The 16,766-nt window shown below is 62.7% G+C and carries 9 protein-coding genes; 2 read left to right on the plus strand and 7 right to left on the minus strand.

Features of this window, described 5'->3' with window-relative positions; genetic code table 11:
- Positions 1-96: 96 nt before the first annotated feature.
- From ACXX83_RS08030 to ACXX83_RS08055, 6 genes are all read right to left on the minus strand, one after another.
- Positions 97-8,748 (minus strand): GH36-type glycosyl hydrolase domain-containing protein, encoded by an 8,652-nt coding sequence (locus ACXX83_RS08030; RefSeq protein ID WP_458548058.1) that lies wholly within the window; start codon positions 8,746-8,748, stop codon positions 97-99.
- Positions 8,749-9,026: 278 nt separating this feature from the next.
- On the minus strand, positions 9,027-9,830 hold the full coding sequence (gene otnI / locus ACXX83_RS08035) for a 2-oxo-tetronate isomerase (protein ID WP_458372769.1): 804 nt from the start codon (positions 9,828-9,830) through the stop codon (positions 9,027-9,029).
- Between the two features lie 34 nt (positions 9,831-9,864).
- Positions 9,865-10,503: a 3-oxo-tetronate 4-phosphate decarboxylase gene (gene otnC, locus ACXX83_RS08040; RefSeq protein WP_458548059.1), complete on the minus strand. Its 639-nt coding sequence runs from the start codon at positions 10,501-10,503 to the stop codon at positions 9,865-9,867.
- Positions 10,500-11,792 carry a 3-oxo-tetronate kinase gene (gene otnK, locus ACXX83_RS08045; protein ID WP_458548060.1) on the minus strand — a complete coding sequence of 431 codons (1,293 nt, stop codon included), beginning with the start codon at positions 11,790-11,792 and terminating at the stop codon, positions 10,500-10,502. The genes otnC and otnK overlap by 4 nt, the downstream gene beginning before the upstream one ends.
- A gap of 2 nt (positions 11,793-11,794) precedes the next feature.
- On the minus strand, positions 11,795-12,787 hold the full coding sequence (gene denD / locus ACXX83_RS08050; protein WP_458548061.1) for a D-erythronate dehydrogenase: 993 nt from the start codon (positions 12,785-12,787) through the stop codon (positions 11,795-11,797).
- A gap of 15 nt (positions 12,788-12,802) precedes the next feature.
- Positions 12,803-14,113 carry an MFS transporter gene (locus tag ACXX83_RS08055; RefSeq protein WP_116582214.1) on the minus strand — a complete coding sequence of 437 codons (1,311 nt, stop codon included), beginning with the start codon at positions 14,111-14,113 and terminating at the stop codon, positions 12,803-12,805.
- A gap of 160 nt (positions 14,114-14,273) precedes the next feature.
- Here ACXX83_RS08055 and ACXX83_RS08060 point away from each other — a divergent pair, with 160 nt between their 5' ends.
- Entirely contained in the window at positions 14,274-15,059 is a 786-nt protein-coding gene (locus tag ACXX83_RS08060; RefSeq protein WP_458548062.1) for a FadR/GntR family transcriptional regulator, read from the plus strand.
- Between the two features lie 13 nt (positions 15,060-15,072).
- Here ACXX83_RS08060 and ACXX83_RS08065 read toward each other — a convergent pair whose 3' ends face one another.
- Positions 15,073-15,954 carry an alpha/beta fold hydrolase gene (locus ACXX83_RS08065; RefSeq protein ID WP_458548063.1) on the minus strand — a complete coding sequence of 294 codons (882 nt, stop codon included), beginning with the start codon at positions 15,952-15,954 and terminating at the stop codon, positions 15,073-15,075.
- A gap of 129 nt (positions 15,955-16,083) precedes the next feature.
- On the opposite strand from ACXX83_RS08065, the gene ACXX83_RS08070 reads away from it, so the two are divergent.
- On the plus strand, positions 16,084-16,674 hold the full coding sequence (locus ACXX83_RS08070; protein WP_458548064.1) for a CGNR zinc finger domain-containing protein: 591 nt from the start codon (positions 16,084-16,086) through the stop codon (positions 16,672-16,674).
- Positions 16,675-16,766 lie beyond the last annotated feature (92 nt).

Here is a 16,766-nt window from a genome sequence, read left to right on the forward strand (position 1 = left end):
CCGCCCGTACACATCAAACTGGGCGAGGCCTTGCAGCCGCACCACCAGGGTCCGAGTCATCCAGTCTGAATCCAGGCCCGCCAGGAGCGCTGTCTCTCAGCGCTCAAGATCGGCTTCGACGGTTCTATCCCACCCTGGGGTTTCGGGTTGCTGTGCTTTTACCGGGCAGGTCACCACGACCTGATGTTCTGTGCTGTCGTCGAGCAACTCCAGCGTGTCGTTGCCCAGCAGCTCGCCGTCCAGCGTGATCGAGGCTGTAGTGCTCGTGCCGGGGCGTACATGGATATGGTAATGCGTCGCCCCATAGCGGTAGCGCAGCGTGTAGCCAGGCCAGCCTTGCGCCAGCAGCGGTACGATATGTAATGCAGTCCCGACCCGCTGCAATCCGAGCAATGACTCGACGATGAAGCGGTACGTCCAGCCGGCCGACCCGGTGTACCAGGTCCACCCCCCACGGCCTGCATGGGGCGGCGTGCCGTAGACGTCGGCAGCCATGACATAGGGCTCGACCTTGTAGGTTTCGAGCCGCTTGGCGACGTCATGGCCGGCGGGGTTGATCATGTTGAGCAAGCGCCAGGCCCTGACGTTGTCGCCAAGCTCGGCGAACGCCATGCCGGCCCAGACCGCAGCATGGGTGTACTGGCCGCCATTTTCCCGTACGCCCGGCACATAGCCCTTGATATAGCCGGGCTCGAGCGAGCCTGTGTCGAAGGGCGGATCGAGCAGCAGGACCGCGCCGGTGTCGGGCCGTATCAGATGCTGCTCGAATGACGCCATGGCCGTGCGGCGCCGCGTTGGCGAGGCGGCACCCGACAGTACCGACCAGCTTTGCGAGATCGAGTCGATACGGCATTCGTCATTGTTGGCCGAGCCCAGGACCTGACCGTCGTCGAACCAGGCGCGCCGGTACCATGAACCGTCCCAGGCATGCTCTTCCAGACTGGCCTGCAGCAAGGCGGCCTGCCGGGTACAACGCTGTGCGAAAGCAGGGTCGCCATGCAATTGGGCAGTGATGGCAAACTGCTGCAACACATCAAAGCTGAAGAAGCCCAGCCACACGCTTTCCCCATGGCCCAGATGGCCGACCCGATTCATTCCGTCGTTCCAGTCGCCCGTGCCCATCAAGGGCAGGCCGTGGCTGCCACGCTGCAGGCCGTGTTCGATGGCGCGTACACAATGCTGATAGAGGCTTTCTTCGAGGTGTGATTTGCCCGGCAGGTCGTAATAAGACTCTTCCCCGGCATTGAGCGGTCGGCCTTCAAGGTAACCCACGGGTTCGGCCAGCACGCTGAGGTCGCCAGTGACGCTGACATAGTGGCTGGTCGCCAACGCCAGCCACAGATAATCGTCCGAACAGCCACTGCGCACCCCCCGATCGAGCGGCGGGTGCCACCAATGTTGCACGTCGCCTTCGGCATATTGATGGGCTGCACACAGCAACAAATGGCCACGTACGCTGGCGGGATCGGCATGGATCATCGCCATGCTGTCTTGCAGTTGATCGCGAAAGCCGATGGCCCCGCCGGACTGGTAGTAACCGCTGCGAGCCTGGAAGCGACAAGCGATCACCTGGTACATCAGCCAGCCATTGACCATGACATCGATGCTCGGGTCGGGGGTCTGGACCTGAATCACGTCCAGCTGCGAACGCCAATGCTCGCGTACCGCCTCGAGTTCTGCGGTGGCCGCCCCCAGGCCTCGGTATTGTTGAACCAGGCGCAGGGCTGAGGTCGTATCCCGGGCGGCACCGAGGCGGAAGACCACGTCCTGGTCGTCTCCGTTGTCGAGGTCGAGGGCCACCTGAATCGCCGCACAGGGATCCAGGCCACCACCGGTACGGCCCGACAGGCGTGCCTGCTGCAGTCCGGCAGGCGCCTTGAGGCTGCCGTTGCGGCCGATGAACTCGGTGCGATCACCGCTGATGCTGGTGGCGGTGGAGTCGGTATCGAGGAACGCCACCCGTTCGCAAAACTCGATCGAATAGGCGTTCCTGGCGAAGAATGCGCCGCTGCTGGGGTCGGCTTCCGTCACCACATGCATCGCCGATTTGCTGCGCAGGTCGCCCAGCACCCACTCGACATAGCAGGTCGTCGACAGGCGCCGGGCGCGGCCTGAACGGTTGCGAATCTGCAAGTGCGAGAACTTGATCGAAGCATCCAGCGCCACGTACACCCACAACTCGGTGTGGATACCGTCTTCATCGTGCTCGAAGACGCTGTAGCCGAAGCCGTGCCGGGTGCGGTATGCGCCAGTACCGGGACAAGGCTGTGGCGTCACCGACCAGAAATGCCCGGTTTCTTCATCGCGCACATAGATCGCCTCGCCGCTGGCGTCGGTGAGCGGGTCGTTATGCCAGGGGCTCAGGCGAAATTCGTGAGCGTTTTCCATCCAGGTGTAAGCGCCCCCACTTTCGGATATCACCGTACCGAAGTGCGGGTTGGCCAACACGTTGGCCCATGGCGCCGGCGTCGGCCTGCCCGGCTGCAAGGTCATGACATATTCGCTGCCATCGGCACTGAAGCCGCCATAGGCGTTGCCCAGGAGCAAACCTTCGATGGCGGGCAGGGTAGCGGCGGCCTTTGCCTGGCGCTTGAGCGTGGGCACGAATGCCGGGTAGGCCGGGCTTGCATGACGCCGATGTACCTGCTCGGCAATGCTGCCGTTGCCTTCACTCAGCACCAGGCGCGCCACCGACAGGATCAGCGTACGGTCCTCGTTCGACAACTGCTGTGCCGGACGCACGAAAATGCCCCCGGGACGATCGATCAGCGAAGCTTCGCTGCCGGACGTCACCACCCCCATGATCAAGTCCTGGAGTTGCTGGCGATAGCCGGCCTGGTCTTCGTTCCAGATGACCAGGTCCACCATCAGTCCCTTTTGCCGCCAGTAGGCGTGGGCCTTGACCATCTGGTGCACGAGTTCGATGTTGTCGACGGTGGCGATCTGCAGCAGAACGATAGGCAAGTCGCCGGAGATCGCCTGGCCCCAGAGGCTCGATTGATTGCGTCGGTTGGCCATCAGGACGCTGTTTTCCGCGCGCAACGAGGCATTGGCGTAGAGGATCGAAGAGGCCATCTGTTCGAACAGGCGCCCATCTTCCGGCGAGACATTGAGTTGGCGCAGCAACACCTGGCTGTGGGTCCATGCCAGGTCGAAGACGCGGTCGGCGAGGTGCCGGTCGCGGTATTTATTGATCAGGTACAGACAGTCCTCACGGCTGTCCGCGATGCCGGTCACCAGGTCAATGGTCGCCGTTTGTCCGGGTTCCAGGGTGATACGGCAGCGGATGGCCACGATCGGGTCCAGCACCGAGCCTGCGGTGCCGGACAACTTCTCGACATTGCCATCGAGCGCCGCCGGCGCTGCAACGCTGCGTCCGCGGCCGATGAAACGCGCTCGATCGGTCTCGTAGGAAATGGCGTCGATGTCCACGCCATGGGCGGCCAGCAGGTGGCACATCCAGGGGACGGCTTCCTCACTGGAGCGCCGCCTGCGGGTGCAGACGATGGCCTGCAGCGCCGGCAACAATTCGGTCTGCACGAACAGGTTGCTGAAGGCCGGGTGCATGGCATCACTGATTGCCGGGGCCAGGACCACCTCGGCGTAGGTGGTGAGCTCCACGCTACGGCGCACGCGACTGCGGTTGGTGATGTGCAGCCTGCGCAGCTCGATATCGTCTTCGGGGGACACGACGATCTCGGTGTGGGTATCGAAGTCGAGCTCGCGAACACGAAACTCGGCCCGGGCATCGCTGAAAATCGCTTCATGGCTTTCTGGCTTGTGCCGGGTCGGCTGGTGGGCGGAGGACCAGAACACGCCGCTGCTGACATCGCGCAGGTAGCAGAACATGCCCCAGTTGTCGCAGGTCGCGTCTTCATGCCAGCGGGTCACGGCGATGTCGTTGCAGCGGCTGTAACCGCCGCCGGCACTGCTGAGCATGACGTGGTAACGGCCGTTGGACAGTAGCTGGACGGCGGGGCGCTTGCGCCCGGGATCGGCGAACACTCGCAGCCTGGTTTCCTGCGCGCGTCCGTTTTCATCTGTGGCAGGTGCCAGGGTTGCATGCAGGTAAGGTGCGGCGGTTTTGGGGACGCGTTCCTGCAGTAACAGGATGGTCGCCTGGAAGGCCGGGATCGACTCGAAGCGTCGCTGCATGGGCCGGTCCAGCAGCAGGCTGGTCAAGGCCAGCAGGCTCATGCCCTGATGGTGTGCCATGAACGAGCGCACGACCGCATAGCGCTGGCCGCGTGGCAGGCGTGTCTCGGTGTAGTCGACCGCTTCGTACAGCCCGTAGCGGCCGGCCGACCCTTGGGCCGCCAGGCGTTGCAGGTTGCGGCAGGCCGCTTGCGGCTCGACCATCAGCGCCAGGGCGCTGGCGTACGGCGCAATCACGGTATCGTCGGCCAGTCCGCGCTTGAGGCCAAGGCCTGGAACACCGAACGCCCGATACTGATAATTGAAGTGGGCGTCCAGGGTGCTGTAACCCGACTCGGACACGCCCCAGGGGATGCCCAACAGGTTGCCATGCTCGATCTGCAAGGCCACGGCCGCGCGGCAAGTCTGCTCCAGCAGCGTACCTTCATAGCTGGGCATGACCAGGTTGGGCATCAGGTACTCGAACATCGATCCGGACCAGGAAAGCAGTACCGGTACCCCCCGATTGTTGCTGAGCAAGCGTCCGAGGGTGAACCAGGCCTGTTGCGGCAGCTGGCCCTGGGCGATGACCACGAAATTGGTCAGGCGAACCTCTGACGCGAGCAGGTCGTAATAACCGTTGTCCAGCCTGCGCTCGTCGGCGTTGTAGCCTATCGAGAACAGGTCACGTTGAGCATCGTAGAGGAAGGTGAAGTCCATGCTCGCCAGTGACGCGGACAGTTCGACCAGACGCTCAAGGTGGCTGATTCGTGCGCGCGCCAGGCGTTGTACCGCCTGCACTTGCGCCTGATCGGCAGGCTGCCACAGCGTGCAATCGAGCTCGGCCATTTGCCGCAGGCTGAGTGCTGGTGCTGGTGCTGGTGCCCGGGCGGGTGCCAATGGCAGCTCGAAGCGCAGTCGTTCTGCCCGCAGATCCGCACACTGCGCCTGCAATGCCTGCAGCCAGTAGTGTACTTCTTCAGCAGCGGTGTCGATTGCCAAGGCATCCGCCAGATCGAGTACTTGCAGGAGGTTGTCCGGGGGGGCCTGGACAATCGCCGACGCCACCTTCGCGCGCAGTTCAAGCACGGCGCGGTCATCGAGGTTCCCGTCTTGTAAGGCCTGCTGCAGCACATCGAGGGTGTCGCCCAGACCGCTGAGGGTGCGTTGATCGAACAGGGGCGTGTCAATCAATCCCAGCAGCCCAGGCCGCAGGGTGAGCAGCAGACCCGCCAGGTTGCCGCTGTCCACGGTGGATACATACCGAGGCGCCAGCGGCAGGAGTGACTGGGTGTCGTACCAGTTGTAGAAGTGCCCATGGTGTCGCTCAAGACCGGCCATGCACTCAAGCGTGGCAGTGACGCGTTCAAGCAGGCGCCCGGTACTCAGGTAACCGAAATCGTGGGCCGCCAGGTGCGAGAGCAAGGCCATGCCCATGTTGGTCGGTGAGGTGCGATGGGCAATGGTTGGCTTGGGTATCTCCTGGACGTTGTCCGGCGGCAACCAGTTGTCCTCAGGCCCCACGTACCGATCGAAGAACGCCCAGGTCCGGCGTGACAGCATGCGCAGGAAGCGCAGCTCTTGCACTGACGGGTCAAACCCCGCCGGGGTTGTCGGCAGGCTGATCCACCAGGCAATCGCCGGACTTGCCAGCCACACCAGCAGCAAGGGTGCCGCCAGTGCGAGTACATGAAGAGTGGGGAGCAGGGCCGCGAATAGAGTCAGCGCCAGCGCAGGGGCAATCCACATGCTTTTATACATGCCGGACAGATCGTTGCCACTGGAGCGCTCGACCTCACGAGACGGTTGCCATTGCAGCAGGCGGCGCTTGCTGATCAGCATGCGCCACAGTGAGCGGGCAATCGCATCGAAGCTCAACAACGCATCGGACGGCAACCAGACAATCGACAACAGCGCGCGCATGAAATGCTGGCCCGAGGTCCGTAATGCCGCACTCAGGTGTTGCCCCAATGGAATATCGGCAGCTTTCTGTACCAGCGCCAGTACCGACTGCAGCAAGGGTTGGAGAAATACCAGGATGACCACCGCCAATGTCCAGGAGACGGCCTCGCTCGAACCCAGCCAGCCCCATGTCAGCATGACCAGGAAGGCGCCTGGCTCCAGGCTGCGGCGCAGATTGTCAAAAATCTTCCAGCGGGCAAGGTTGCAAAGAAGGTTGGGCGCAAATCCTCCCTGGGGTTTCGGTGCCCACGGCAAGGCCCAGTACAGCACTTGCCAGTCCCCGCGAATCCAGCGGTGTCGGCGCTTGGCATCGGCGCTGTAGCGAGACGGGTATTCTTCATACAGCTGTACATCGCTGAGCAGCCCGCAGCGGGCATAGCAGCCTTCGATCAGGTCGTGGCTGAGAATGCGGTTGTCGGGCAGGCAGCCCTCGAGTGCCTGTTCGAAGGCGTCGACGGCATAGATGCCCTTGCCGATGAAGGAACCGTTCTGGAACAGGTCTTGATAAACATCGGAGACGGCACGGGTATAAGGATCGACACCGGCATCGCTGCCAAACAGGCGGGCGTAGGTCGAGCGTGCCGTGCTGGGCAGGCTGATCCCCACGCGTGGCTGGAGGATGGCGTAACCGCTGACGATCTTGCCGCTTTGTTCATTGAATACCGGATGGTTCAGCGGGTGCATCATCGCACCGATGCACTGGCGCGCGACATCCCGGGGCAGCAAGGTATCGGTGTCCAGGGTGATGACGAAACGCACCGATTCCAGTGGCGCGACATCACCGACGATCAATGCAAAGCGCTGCTGTCCTTTACCTCGCAGCAACGCGTTGAGCTCGGCGAGCTTGCCGCGCTTGCGTTCATGCCCCATCCATACCCGCTCGGTCGCGTTCCAGTGCCGGGGCCTGTGCAGCAGGAAGAACCGGTCGACCTGGCCATCGGCATACTTGTGGTTGAGCGCCTCGATCAGTTGGCGCGCCAGGGCGAGCAATTCGGCATCCTCGGGCATCACCTCGGCAGGGGCGTCCATGAAGTCACTGAGCAGCGCAAAATGCAGGTTGGCATCGCGATTGGCGAGGAATCGCACTTCCAGGCCTTCCGCCAGGGCCTCGATGTCGCCGGCGTTGGCAAACATCGTCGGCACCGCCACCAGCGTTCGCGCCTCGGCTGGTATGCCCTTGCTGTAATCCAGGCGCGGCAACAGCGACGGGACTACCGTAAGCGTCACCAGCCAGTTGACCAGCCCGATCGCCAGGCGGCTGGTCATCAATAACGCGGGCACGGCAAGCAGGACCAGGCTCCACAATGGCGTGCCGCTGTGATAGGCACTGCCGAGAAATGGCCAGGCCAGCAGCAGTGTCAGCAGCAGGGCAGGGTACAGGTAGAACTTCAACGGCGCGCTCTGCAGCAGTCGCTTCCATCGCTCGTGCAGCGGCATGCTGGCGTGCAGCGCCTGCTCCAGGCTGAGCAACCCGTCAGCCACCAGGTAATAGCCCACATGCCCGGTTACACCGGCCGTGGGTTGTGTGCTCGCGGCCAGTTCAATGGTGGCTTGTGCCACCCTGGTTTCGGAGTGCACGCAATGCCGGGCAAGGCGTTCGACCACATGGCGGTAACGATCACGGGTGGCAAAGTCCATGTTCGCGTAGACGCCTGCCGGGTCCGTGCGCAATACCTGTTCGACATGGCTGAGCAGCTCGACGAACTCGCGCCAGTCGGTCGCTGCCAGCAAGCGCAAGCTGGCGATGCTGTTGCTGATGGACACCTGATCACCGGATTGCTGCTGGGCATCCATCTGCACCAGGCGTTCGACCGTAAGGCCGGACTCACCGAGCGTTTGTTCTATCCACGCCATGGGCAATATCAGCGCGGCGCTTTGTCCGTGCAGTCGGCGCGCCAGTTCCGCAACGAAGGGTGGCGTCATCGGCGGCGCCGATCGCGCCATGTCGGCAACGGTCAATACCACGCTCTTGGCGTCGCGCTCGGCCATTTCGATCAATCGATCGGCCCAGTCATCGGCGAGGTTACGGTCATCCCTGTTGGCCATGACCCGGGATGCCACGCGCCGCAAGTTCTCGATCAGCGCCAGGCGCAGCATGATCGGGATCGCCCATAGCTCGCCCAGGGTCAGCGGCGTGATGGTCTGATAAGAGGCGATGAAACAGTTCAGGCTTGGCGCGTCGACCCGGCCATCGCCGTGCGCGATGGTTTCCAGGGCGATGTCGTAGACCCGCGGCAGGCCTGCCGAAGGGCCTTCGGCCAGGCGTGGCAGCTCGCGGCTATAGCCGTCGGGCAGGTGGGTCCTGGCGGTACGGATGTTTTCTTCGATCAGGTAGAAGTTGTCCAGCAGCCATTCCGCCGCAGGGGTTGGGCGTCGGGTGGACAGTTGAACGGTCTTGAGCGCTGCGCAGCTACGTTCCAGAAGCAGTTGGTTGTCAGTCAGGCGGCCAAGCAAGGCATCCTTTTTTGAAAGGCGCCCGAGCAAATGCTGGCGTGCCAGCACGATGCCGTGGTCTGCCATCTGCTGGGCATTGAACAGGTCGGCACGCAGAATGGGCTCGTACTCGAACTTGTGCCGTGCTGCACTCCACCTGAGCCAGATGGCCGGTGAGCGCCAAAGGCTGGACAGCGTGCGAGTCAGGATATTTTGCATGAATTCCTTCGTACGACCCGCGCAGGGCAGGTCGCTTGTGGAATGAAGGCGGTTCTACGCCAGGCCAGGTGTGCGGGGCATTGCGCCGCCGGGCGCTGCATTCCACCGACGAGTGTGGAGGATTCATCGCGGCGAAGTCTGTTCGCTAGCGAACATAGGCCATGTCAAACGCGGCGGGGCTGTGTGATCAGTGAGCGATCCGGGATGCCGCTTTTGGCCGCAAAGCGACGGCATGACCGTCGCCGTGGAAGTGCTCGCTAAACGTTGGCGTCGTATGCCTATTCCTGGCCTTGAGTTGACCGACCCTGCCAATCGCGCAGCCATTGCAAGCCTTTGGAGGTGTCGCCGCGTGGCCGGTACTCGCAACCCACCCAACCGCTGTACCCCAGTTGATCGATCAGCTCGAACAGGTAGGGATAGTTCAGCTCGTTGTTCATGTCCGGCTCCTGGCGATCCGGCACGCCCGCGATCTGGATATGGCCGATGCCGGCGATATCCCGTCGCAGCTTCGTCGCCACGTCGCCCTCGACGATCTGGCAATGGTAGACGTCGAACTGGACCTTGAGGTTGGCCTGGCCGACCGCTTTGCAGATAGCCTGAGCCTGATGTTGGTGGTTGAGGAAAAACCCCGGCATGTCGCGGGTGTTGATCGGCTCCAGTAATACAGTGATGCCAGCCTTGGCGGCTTGTGTCGCTGCGTGGCTGAGGTTTTCCAGGTAGGTTTGCTGGTGCCTGGCGCGATCCGCTTCGTTGGCCAGCAGCCCGGCCATGACATGGATGCGGTCGTTGCCCAGTACTGCGGCGTATTCCAGGGCCTGGTCGAAACCGGCGCGGAACTCCGACTCACGGCCCGGCAAGGACACGGTGCCTTTTTCGCCAGCCGCGATATTGCCAGGCGGTGCGTTGAACAGGGCCTGGACCAGGCCATTGTCGTCGAGCCGCTGTTTCAATTGCTGTGGGCTGTAGTCGTAGGGGGACATGTACTCCACTGCCTGAAAACCATCGGCTGCGGCGGCGGCGAAACGGTCGAGAAAGTCATGTTCGGGGTAGAGCATGCTGAGGTTGGCAGCGAAACGAGGCATGAAGACTCCTGCGGTCAAAAAATCAATCTGTGGGTTACCACTGCACACCAAAGGCTTCGTGCAATTCATCCAGCGCCGCCTGGTGCAGCGGAGCCGGTCTCGGATTGCTCATCAGCCACAGGCGTGCCGTTTCTTCCAGTTCTTCCAGGGCATAGCTGGCTTTGGACACCGAGCTTTCCCAGATCACCGGGCCCAGGCGTTCAAGCATCACGCCGCGCACGCGGTTGGCCAGTTGCGCCACACGTTCGGCCACCTTCGGTGAACCCGGACGTTCATAGGCGATCAGCGGGATGTGCCCGACCTTCATCACCTGATAGGGCGTCAGCGGCGGCAGGATGTCATCCTCGTGCCAGACACCGGCCAACGTCAATGCCACCAGGTGGGTCGAGTGGGTGTGTACCATGCCTCCAACCCCCGGGTTGCGATCGTAGACCTGGCGGTGCAGGGCGAGGGTCTTTGACGGTTTGTCGCCGCTGACCCATTCACCCGCCAGGCTGACCTTGGCAATCGCGGTCGGGTCGAGGCGCCCCAGGCACGCGTCCGTGGGCGTGATCAGCCAGCCGTCCTCCAGCCGGGCGCTGATGTTGCCGGCGCTGCCCACCGTGTAGCCACGGGCATACAACGAAGCGCCGACTTCACAGATCTCTTCGCGCAGAGCGTTTTCGTTACTCATGCCAGTACTCCTGCCAGTTGCTTGAGGGCCTTGTCGAAGAAATCCGCGCCGCCGAAATTGCCCGACTTGAGCGCCAGGGCCAGCGGTTCTCCGGGCGTGCTGACGCAAGCGGGCACACCCGGGGCGATTTGTGCGCCGATCTGCAACAACTGGATGTTCAGCGCCTGGACCACGGCTCCCGACGTTTCCCCACCGGCGACCACGAAGCGCCGGACACCTGCCTCGCGCAGCCTGCCGGCGATCCGGCCCATCGCTTGCTCGACCAGATGCCCGGCGCGCTCGGCTCCTAACTCACGTTGTACCGCCTTGACCTCATCCGGGGTACTGGTGGCGTAGATCAGCACTGTTTGCCCATGGTCAGCAGCGAAGGCCAATGCCTCCTCGATGACCGGTTGTCCCGCCGCCAGGGCCAGGGGGTCGACACGAAAGGCCGGGCGACCTGCCTGCAGCCAGGTCGCTACCTGACCATTGGTGGCCTGCGAAGCGCTGCCCGCGAGCACCACTTCACCGCCTTCGACCGCAGGCCGTTGTGCGGCGTCCAGGTCGCGCAACCGGCCGGCGCGTCGAAAGTTGTCCGGTAAGCCCAGCGCCAGCCCGGAACCGCCGGTGAGCAGCGCCAGGTCGGCGCAGGCTTCGCCCAGCACATGGAGATCGGCATCGGACAAGGCATCGGCGACGGCCATGCGTACCCCTTCGGCGCGAAGCTGTGCGATGCGCGCTCGAACGCTCTCGACGCCCCCGGACACACTGTCATGGCGCAACAGGCCAACCTTGCTCCGGGTCTGCGCTTGCAGCACGCGAACCAGGTTCGCGTCCGTCATCGGTGTCAGCGGGTGATGCTGCATGCCCGACTCACTGAGCAATTGATCCTGTACGAACAAATGCCCGCGAAAGACCGTGCGACCGTTTTCCGGGAAGGCCGGACAGGCGAGGGTGAAATCACAGTCCAGTGCCTCGAGCAAGGCGTCGCTGACCTGGCCGATATTGCCGGCCGGGGTCGAGTCGAAGGTCGAGCAGTATTTGAAGAAAATCTGTTCGCAGCCACGCTCGCGCAGCCAGCGCAACGCTTCGAGCGATTCCTTCACGGCATCGGTGGCCGGCACGGTCCTCGACTTCAGGGCGATGACGATAGCGTCGGCGTCGAGTTGGCCGGCGGTATCGCCGGCGGGTATGCCGATGCTTTGCACGGTGCGCATGCCGCCGCGCACCAGCATGTTGGCAAGATCGGTGGCACCGGTGAAGTCGTCGGCGATGCAGCCCAGCAGCGGCCGGGCAGGGGCATTCAACATGTTCAACTCCTCAATCGGGTTTGGCCGGGCAGGTACTCGTTGATGAACTGCTCGATCACATCGGTGAAATCCTCGTCCGCGGTGAAGCCCAGGTCCCGGGAGTAGGTGGCGCAAAAGGCGCCTGGCCAGGAGCCGACGATGCGCTCGATCGCCGGATTGCGTTCCATGCGGATGCGCCCGGCCACTTCTGCACCGGCCGTCTGGCGCAAGGCGTCGATCATGCGTTCGACGGTGATCGACAGGCCCGGCATGTTGATCACCCGACCCTGGGTCAATTGCTCGCCGGACAATTCATGACCATGAATCAGGTTGGCAATCGCCTGTGCGGGCGACATCAGCCAGAGCCGGGTATCGAGCGGTACCGGACAGACGCTGGGTTGGCCGTTGAGCGGTTCGCGGATGATGCCGCTGGCGAAGCTGGACGCGGCGAGGTTGGGCTTGCCCGGACGCACCACGATGGTCGGCATGCGCAGGCTGCGGCCATCGACGAAGGCGCGCCGGCTGTAGTCGGCGAGCAACAGGTCGTTCATGGCCTTTTGCGTGCCATAGGAACTCTGCGGCGCCCAGACCTGATCATCGCGCACGCGTTCCGGCAACTGCCCGCCGAACACCGCGACCGAGCTGGTCATCACCCATTTCGGGCAGGTACCGAGCCGGCGAACGCGTTCGAGCATGTTCTGGGTGGCGGTGAAGTTGATGCGCATGCCCAGTTCGAAGTCGCCTTCGGCCTGGCTGGAAACCACCGCAGCCAGATGGAAGATGCTGTCGGTGTTGGCATCGATCAGGCGGTCCAGCACGTCAGGGTTGGCGATATCGCCACACACCACTTTCACCCGGGGATCATCGATCCCCGTGAGTTCGACCATGTCGAAGGCGACGATTTGCCCGATGGGCCGGGACTGGCCGGTACGGTCGGTGAGCGAGCCACGCAGCAACAGCGCTTCGATCAGGCGGCGGCCGAGGAAGCCTGCCGCACCGGTCACGAGAATATTCATGAGTTACTCCAAACGTCAGCGGTTGACGAGTTTTCCGGGAATTCTGAAGACCAGCAGGGCGCCGAGGAACAATGCACTTGCCATCACATACATGCCGATCGTGGTGCTGTGGGTGGCGTCTTTGAGGAACCCCATCAGGTACGGCGAGACGAAGCCCGCCAGGTTGCCCCAGGAGTTGATCAGGGCAATGCCGGCTGCCGCTGCCGTGCCGCCGAGGAAGGCAGTCGGCAGGCTCCAGAACAAGGGCAGGGTGCTCATGGCCCCCATCGAGCCCAGGGTCAGGCCGATCATGGAAACCGTGAAGTTGTCGCTCCAGGTCGCGGAGATGAACAGGCCGATACCGCCGAGTACGGCGGTCAGCGCCAGGTGCCAACGCCGCTCGCGCAGCCGGTCGGCGCTACGCGAGACCAGGATCATGGTCATTGCCGCCGCGGCGTAAGGGATGGCGGTGAGCATGCCGACTTGCAGGACATCGCTGACGCCGGCCTGGCGGATAAGAGTCGGCAACCAGAAACCGACGGTGTAGAAACCGGCGATCATGCAGAAGTAGATGGCCGTCAGCAGCCAGATGCGCGGCTGCAGGAACACCTCTTTGAGGCTGTGTTTCTGGTGGCCGGCGGATTCCGCGTCGATGCGCGTCTGCAGCAGGGTTTTCTCTTCCCGGGTGAGCCAGCCGGCACTGGAGATGCGGTCGCTGAGGCAGAAAATCACCAGGATGCCGACGGCGATCGAGGGCAGTCCTTCGAGAAAGAACAGCCATTGCCAGCCGGCAAACCCGTGGTCACCGTTGAAGGCGCTCATGATCCAGCCGGACAACGGCGCGCCGATCAGGCCGGACAGCGGCACGGCGGTGGCGAACAGGGCGTACATCTTGCCGCGGCGATGGGTCGGGAACCAGTAGGACAGATAGAGGATGACCCCCGGGTAGAACCCGGCTTCGGCGATCCCCAGCAGGAAGCGCATGATGTAGAAGGACATTGGCGTACTCACCAGTGCCATGGCCGAGGAGATGATTCCCCAGGTGATCATGATGCGTGCGATCCACAACCGCGCGCCGACGCGATGCAGGATCAGGTTGCTGGGAATCTCCACGAGGAAGTAGGCAATGAAGAAAATCCCTGCGCCAAGGCCGTAGACGGCTTCGGAAAATTGCAGATCGTCGGACATCTGCAGTTTGGCGAAACCGACGTTCACCCGGTCCAGATAGGCGACCAGGTAACACAGCAACAGCAGCGGCAGGATACGCCACGCCACTTTGCGATACGCCAGATCCTCGAAGCGATCGGCGGGCACGGCGGCACCGGTTTGAATCACTGATTCAGTCATGTGTTTCCCCCATCCTTATTGTTGTAGTGGGTGACTTTGTTTTTGTCGGATTACATGATGTGGCGTTTTTTATCATAATACGTCATACGAACTCAACGACTAAATCGAAAGAGGACGGCGGGTCTAAAATGCAGTACCGTTCACCGATTTGAGCCCAGAGATGCCTATGCCCATTCCTGATAAATCTTCCTGTAGCGCCGATGCGCTGGGTGTCCTGAAGGACGCCGCCAAGGGCACGCTGTCCGATCAGGTGACGGCGGCCCTCAAGGCCTATATCGCCAGCGGCGAAGCACTGCCGGGCGATCGCCTGCCCACCGAGCCCGTCCTCTCGGAACGGTTCGGCGTTAGCCGGACAGTTATCCGCGAGGCAATCTCGCGCCTGAAGTCAGCCGGTCTGGTGGAGGTTCGCCAGGGCAGCGGTACCGTGGTCAGCGAAGGTGCGCACATCAAGGCGTTCACGATCGACCTCGATGTCGGCGGCTCGATCGAGGCGGTATTGAGGGTCACTGAATTACGCCGCGGCATCGAAGGCGAGGCGGCGGCACTGGCGGCCCAGCGGCATTCACCTGCTCAGCTTGAAGCCATCCACCAGGCGCTGAAGGCCATCGATGCAGCCGAGCAGGCGGGACGCGATGGGGTAGAGGAAGACCTGGGGTTCCATCACTCCATTTCCAGGGCTACCGGCAATCCGCTGTACCCGTCATTGCACGAGTTCATCGCGCAATTCATCAAAGAGGCGATCCGCATCACGCGCTCCAACGAAGAGCGCCGCCGGGATCTGGCCAAGACCGTGCGGGCCGAACACTTCGCGGTGTACTCGGCCATTGCCGCGCGCGACCCCGAAGGCGCGCGGCATGCGGCACTCAATCACATCAATAACGCAGTCGAGCGGCTCAAGAGCGCCGATCCATCGTTCTGGCAGAACCCGGGAACGAGAAAGTCCTAGTCTGTGCACCATCTCAGTCGAGATGGCTGCCCACCACCTCGACTATCCGCTGAGCAATCTGCACGGCGTGGGTCTCCAGCGCGAAGTGGCCGGTATCGAGCATCTCGACCACCGCATCGGGGTTGTCACGCTTGTAGGCCTCGGCACCTGGCGGAATGAAAAACGGGTCGCCCTTGCCCCAGATCGCCAGCGTCGGCACCTGGGCATCGCGCAAGAATTGCTGGAACGCCGGGTACAGCTTCAGGTTGTTCCGATAGTCATAAAACAGGTCGAGCTGGATGTCCTTGTTGCCGGGCCGTTCCAGCAATAGCGCGTCCAGATGATAACCCTCGGGTGCAATGAGATCGGGGTTGCTCACGCCTTCCACATACTGCCAGCGCGTGCCTTCCAGGTGCAGGATGGCATCGTGGATCACCTGGCGATTGGCGGGCGACGGCTCGTCCCAATACCGGCGGATCGGCGCCCAGGCATCCCCCAGGCCTTCGAGATAGGCATTGCCGTTCTGCGAAACGATCGCGCTGACCCGCTCCGGGTACGCCAGCGCCAGGCGCAGGCCGACCGGCGCCCCATAGTCGAAGAAGTACATCCCGTAACGCTTGAGGCCCAGCACATCGACGAACTGGCGGATCGTCTCGCCGATGGCATCGAAGGTGTAGACGTAGTTGCGTTCGGCGGGCACCTCGGTGAAACCGAAACCGGGCAGATCCGGCGCAATCAGGCGGTATTTGTGTGCGAGCAGCGGGATCAGGCCCCGGAACTGGTGCGATGAACTGGGAAAACCGTGCAGCAGCAAGAGTACGGGAGCGTCGGCAGCACCGGCCTCGCGGTAGAAAACCCGAATGCCGTCGGCTTCGACGAATTTGCAGGCAGTGGTGGTGTGCGGGAGCGTGGTCATGACGGATCTCCAATGTAACTTGTTAAATTTGTTTTTGCTGGTTACCTGTTTTCATTTTGCACGGACTTCGTAACTGGTCAAATCATTTTTATGGGTTACAATCCGGGTATTGATTTCCGGGAGATTTCCATGACTGACGCTGTGACCACGCCTGGCTTGCCCGTACCGCTGGTGCTGGCCGACCATCCGGCGCTGGATCTGCTGAACACCCGAATGGTGGTCGAAGGCCAGCGGCGCGACCTGCTCAACAGCGATGCCGACGCGGCGCGCTGGCTGGAGCAGATCGGTTTCGGTCTGGCGTCGGAAGTGGCGGAGGGTGACGGGCAGTTGCTTGCCCGATTGCGCAAGCTGCGCGACTGCATCGAGAGCCTGCTCGCTGCCCGTCGAGAGAATCGCGTGGCGGATCCGGCAGCGCTCAATGCCTTTCTGCTGCGGGTCGTGCCGCAACTGGTGTGGGAGGAGGCGGGCGCGCCGGTGCTGGATCGCTTGCACCAGGGCGATGCCGGCCACCAGCGTCTGGGCAGGCTCGCTTACGCTGCTGCGCAGTTAATGGCCGAAGGCGATTTCAGCCTGGTACGCAAATGCGAAAGCGCCGAATGTTCATTGATGTTTTACGACCGCACCAAATCCCACAAACGACGCTGGTGCAGCATGGCGCTGTGCGGAAACCGGCATAAGGTCGCCGAATTCCGCAAGCGACGCCAGGGTGTCGCGGACTGAAGGGCATAGCGCTGCGCGGTATTGGCGGGGTTTATTGGTTTCCGGAGTCGAGTCCTTTGACATCAGGATTTCAAGTGATCCTGATGGCGCCG

Source organism: Pseudomonas sp. GNP012, from assembly GCF_054343835.1.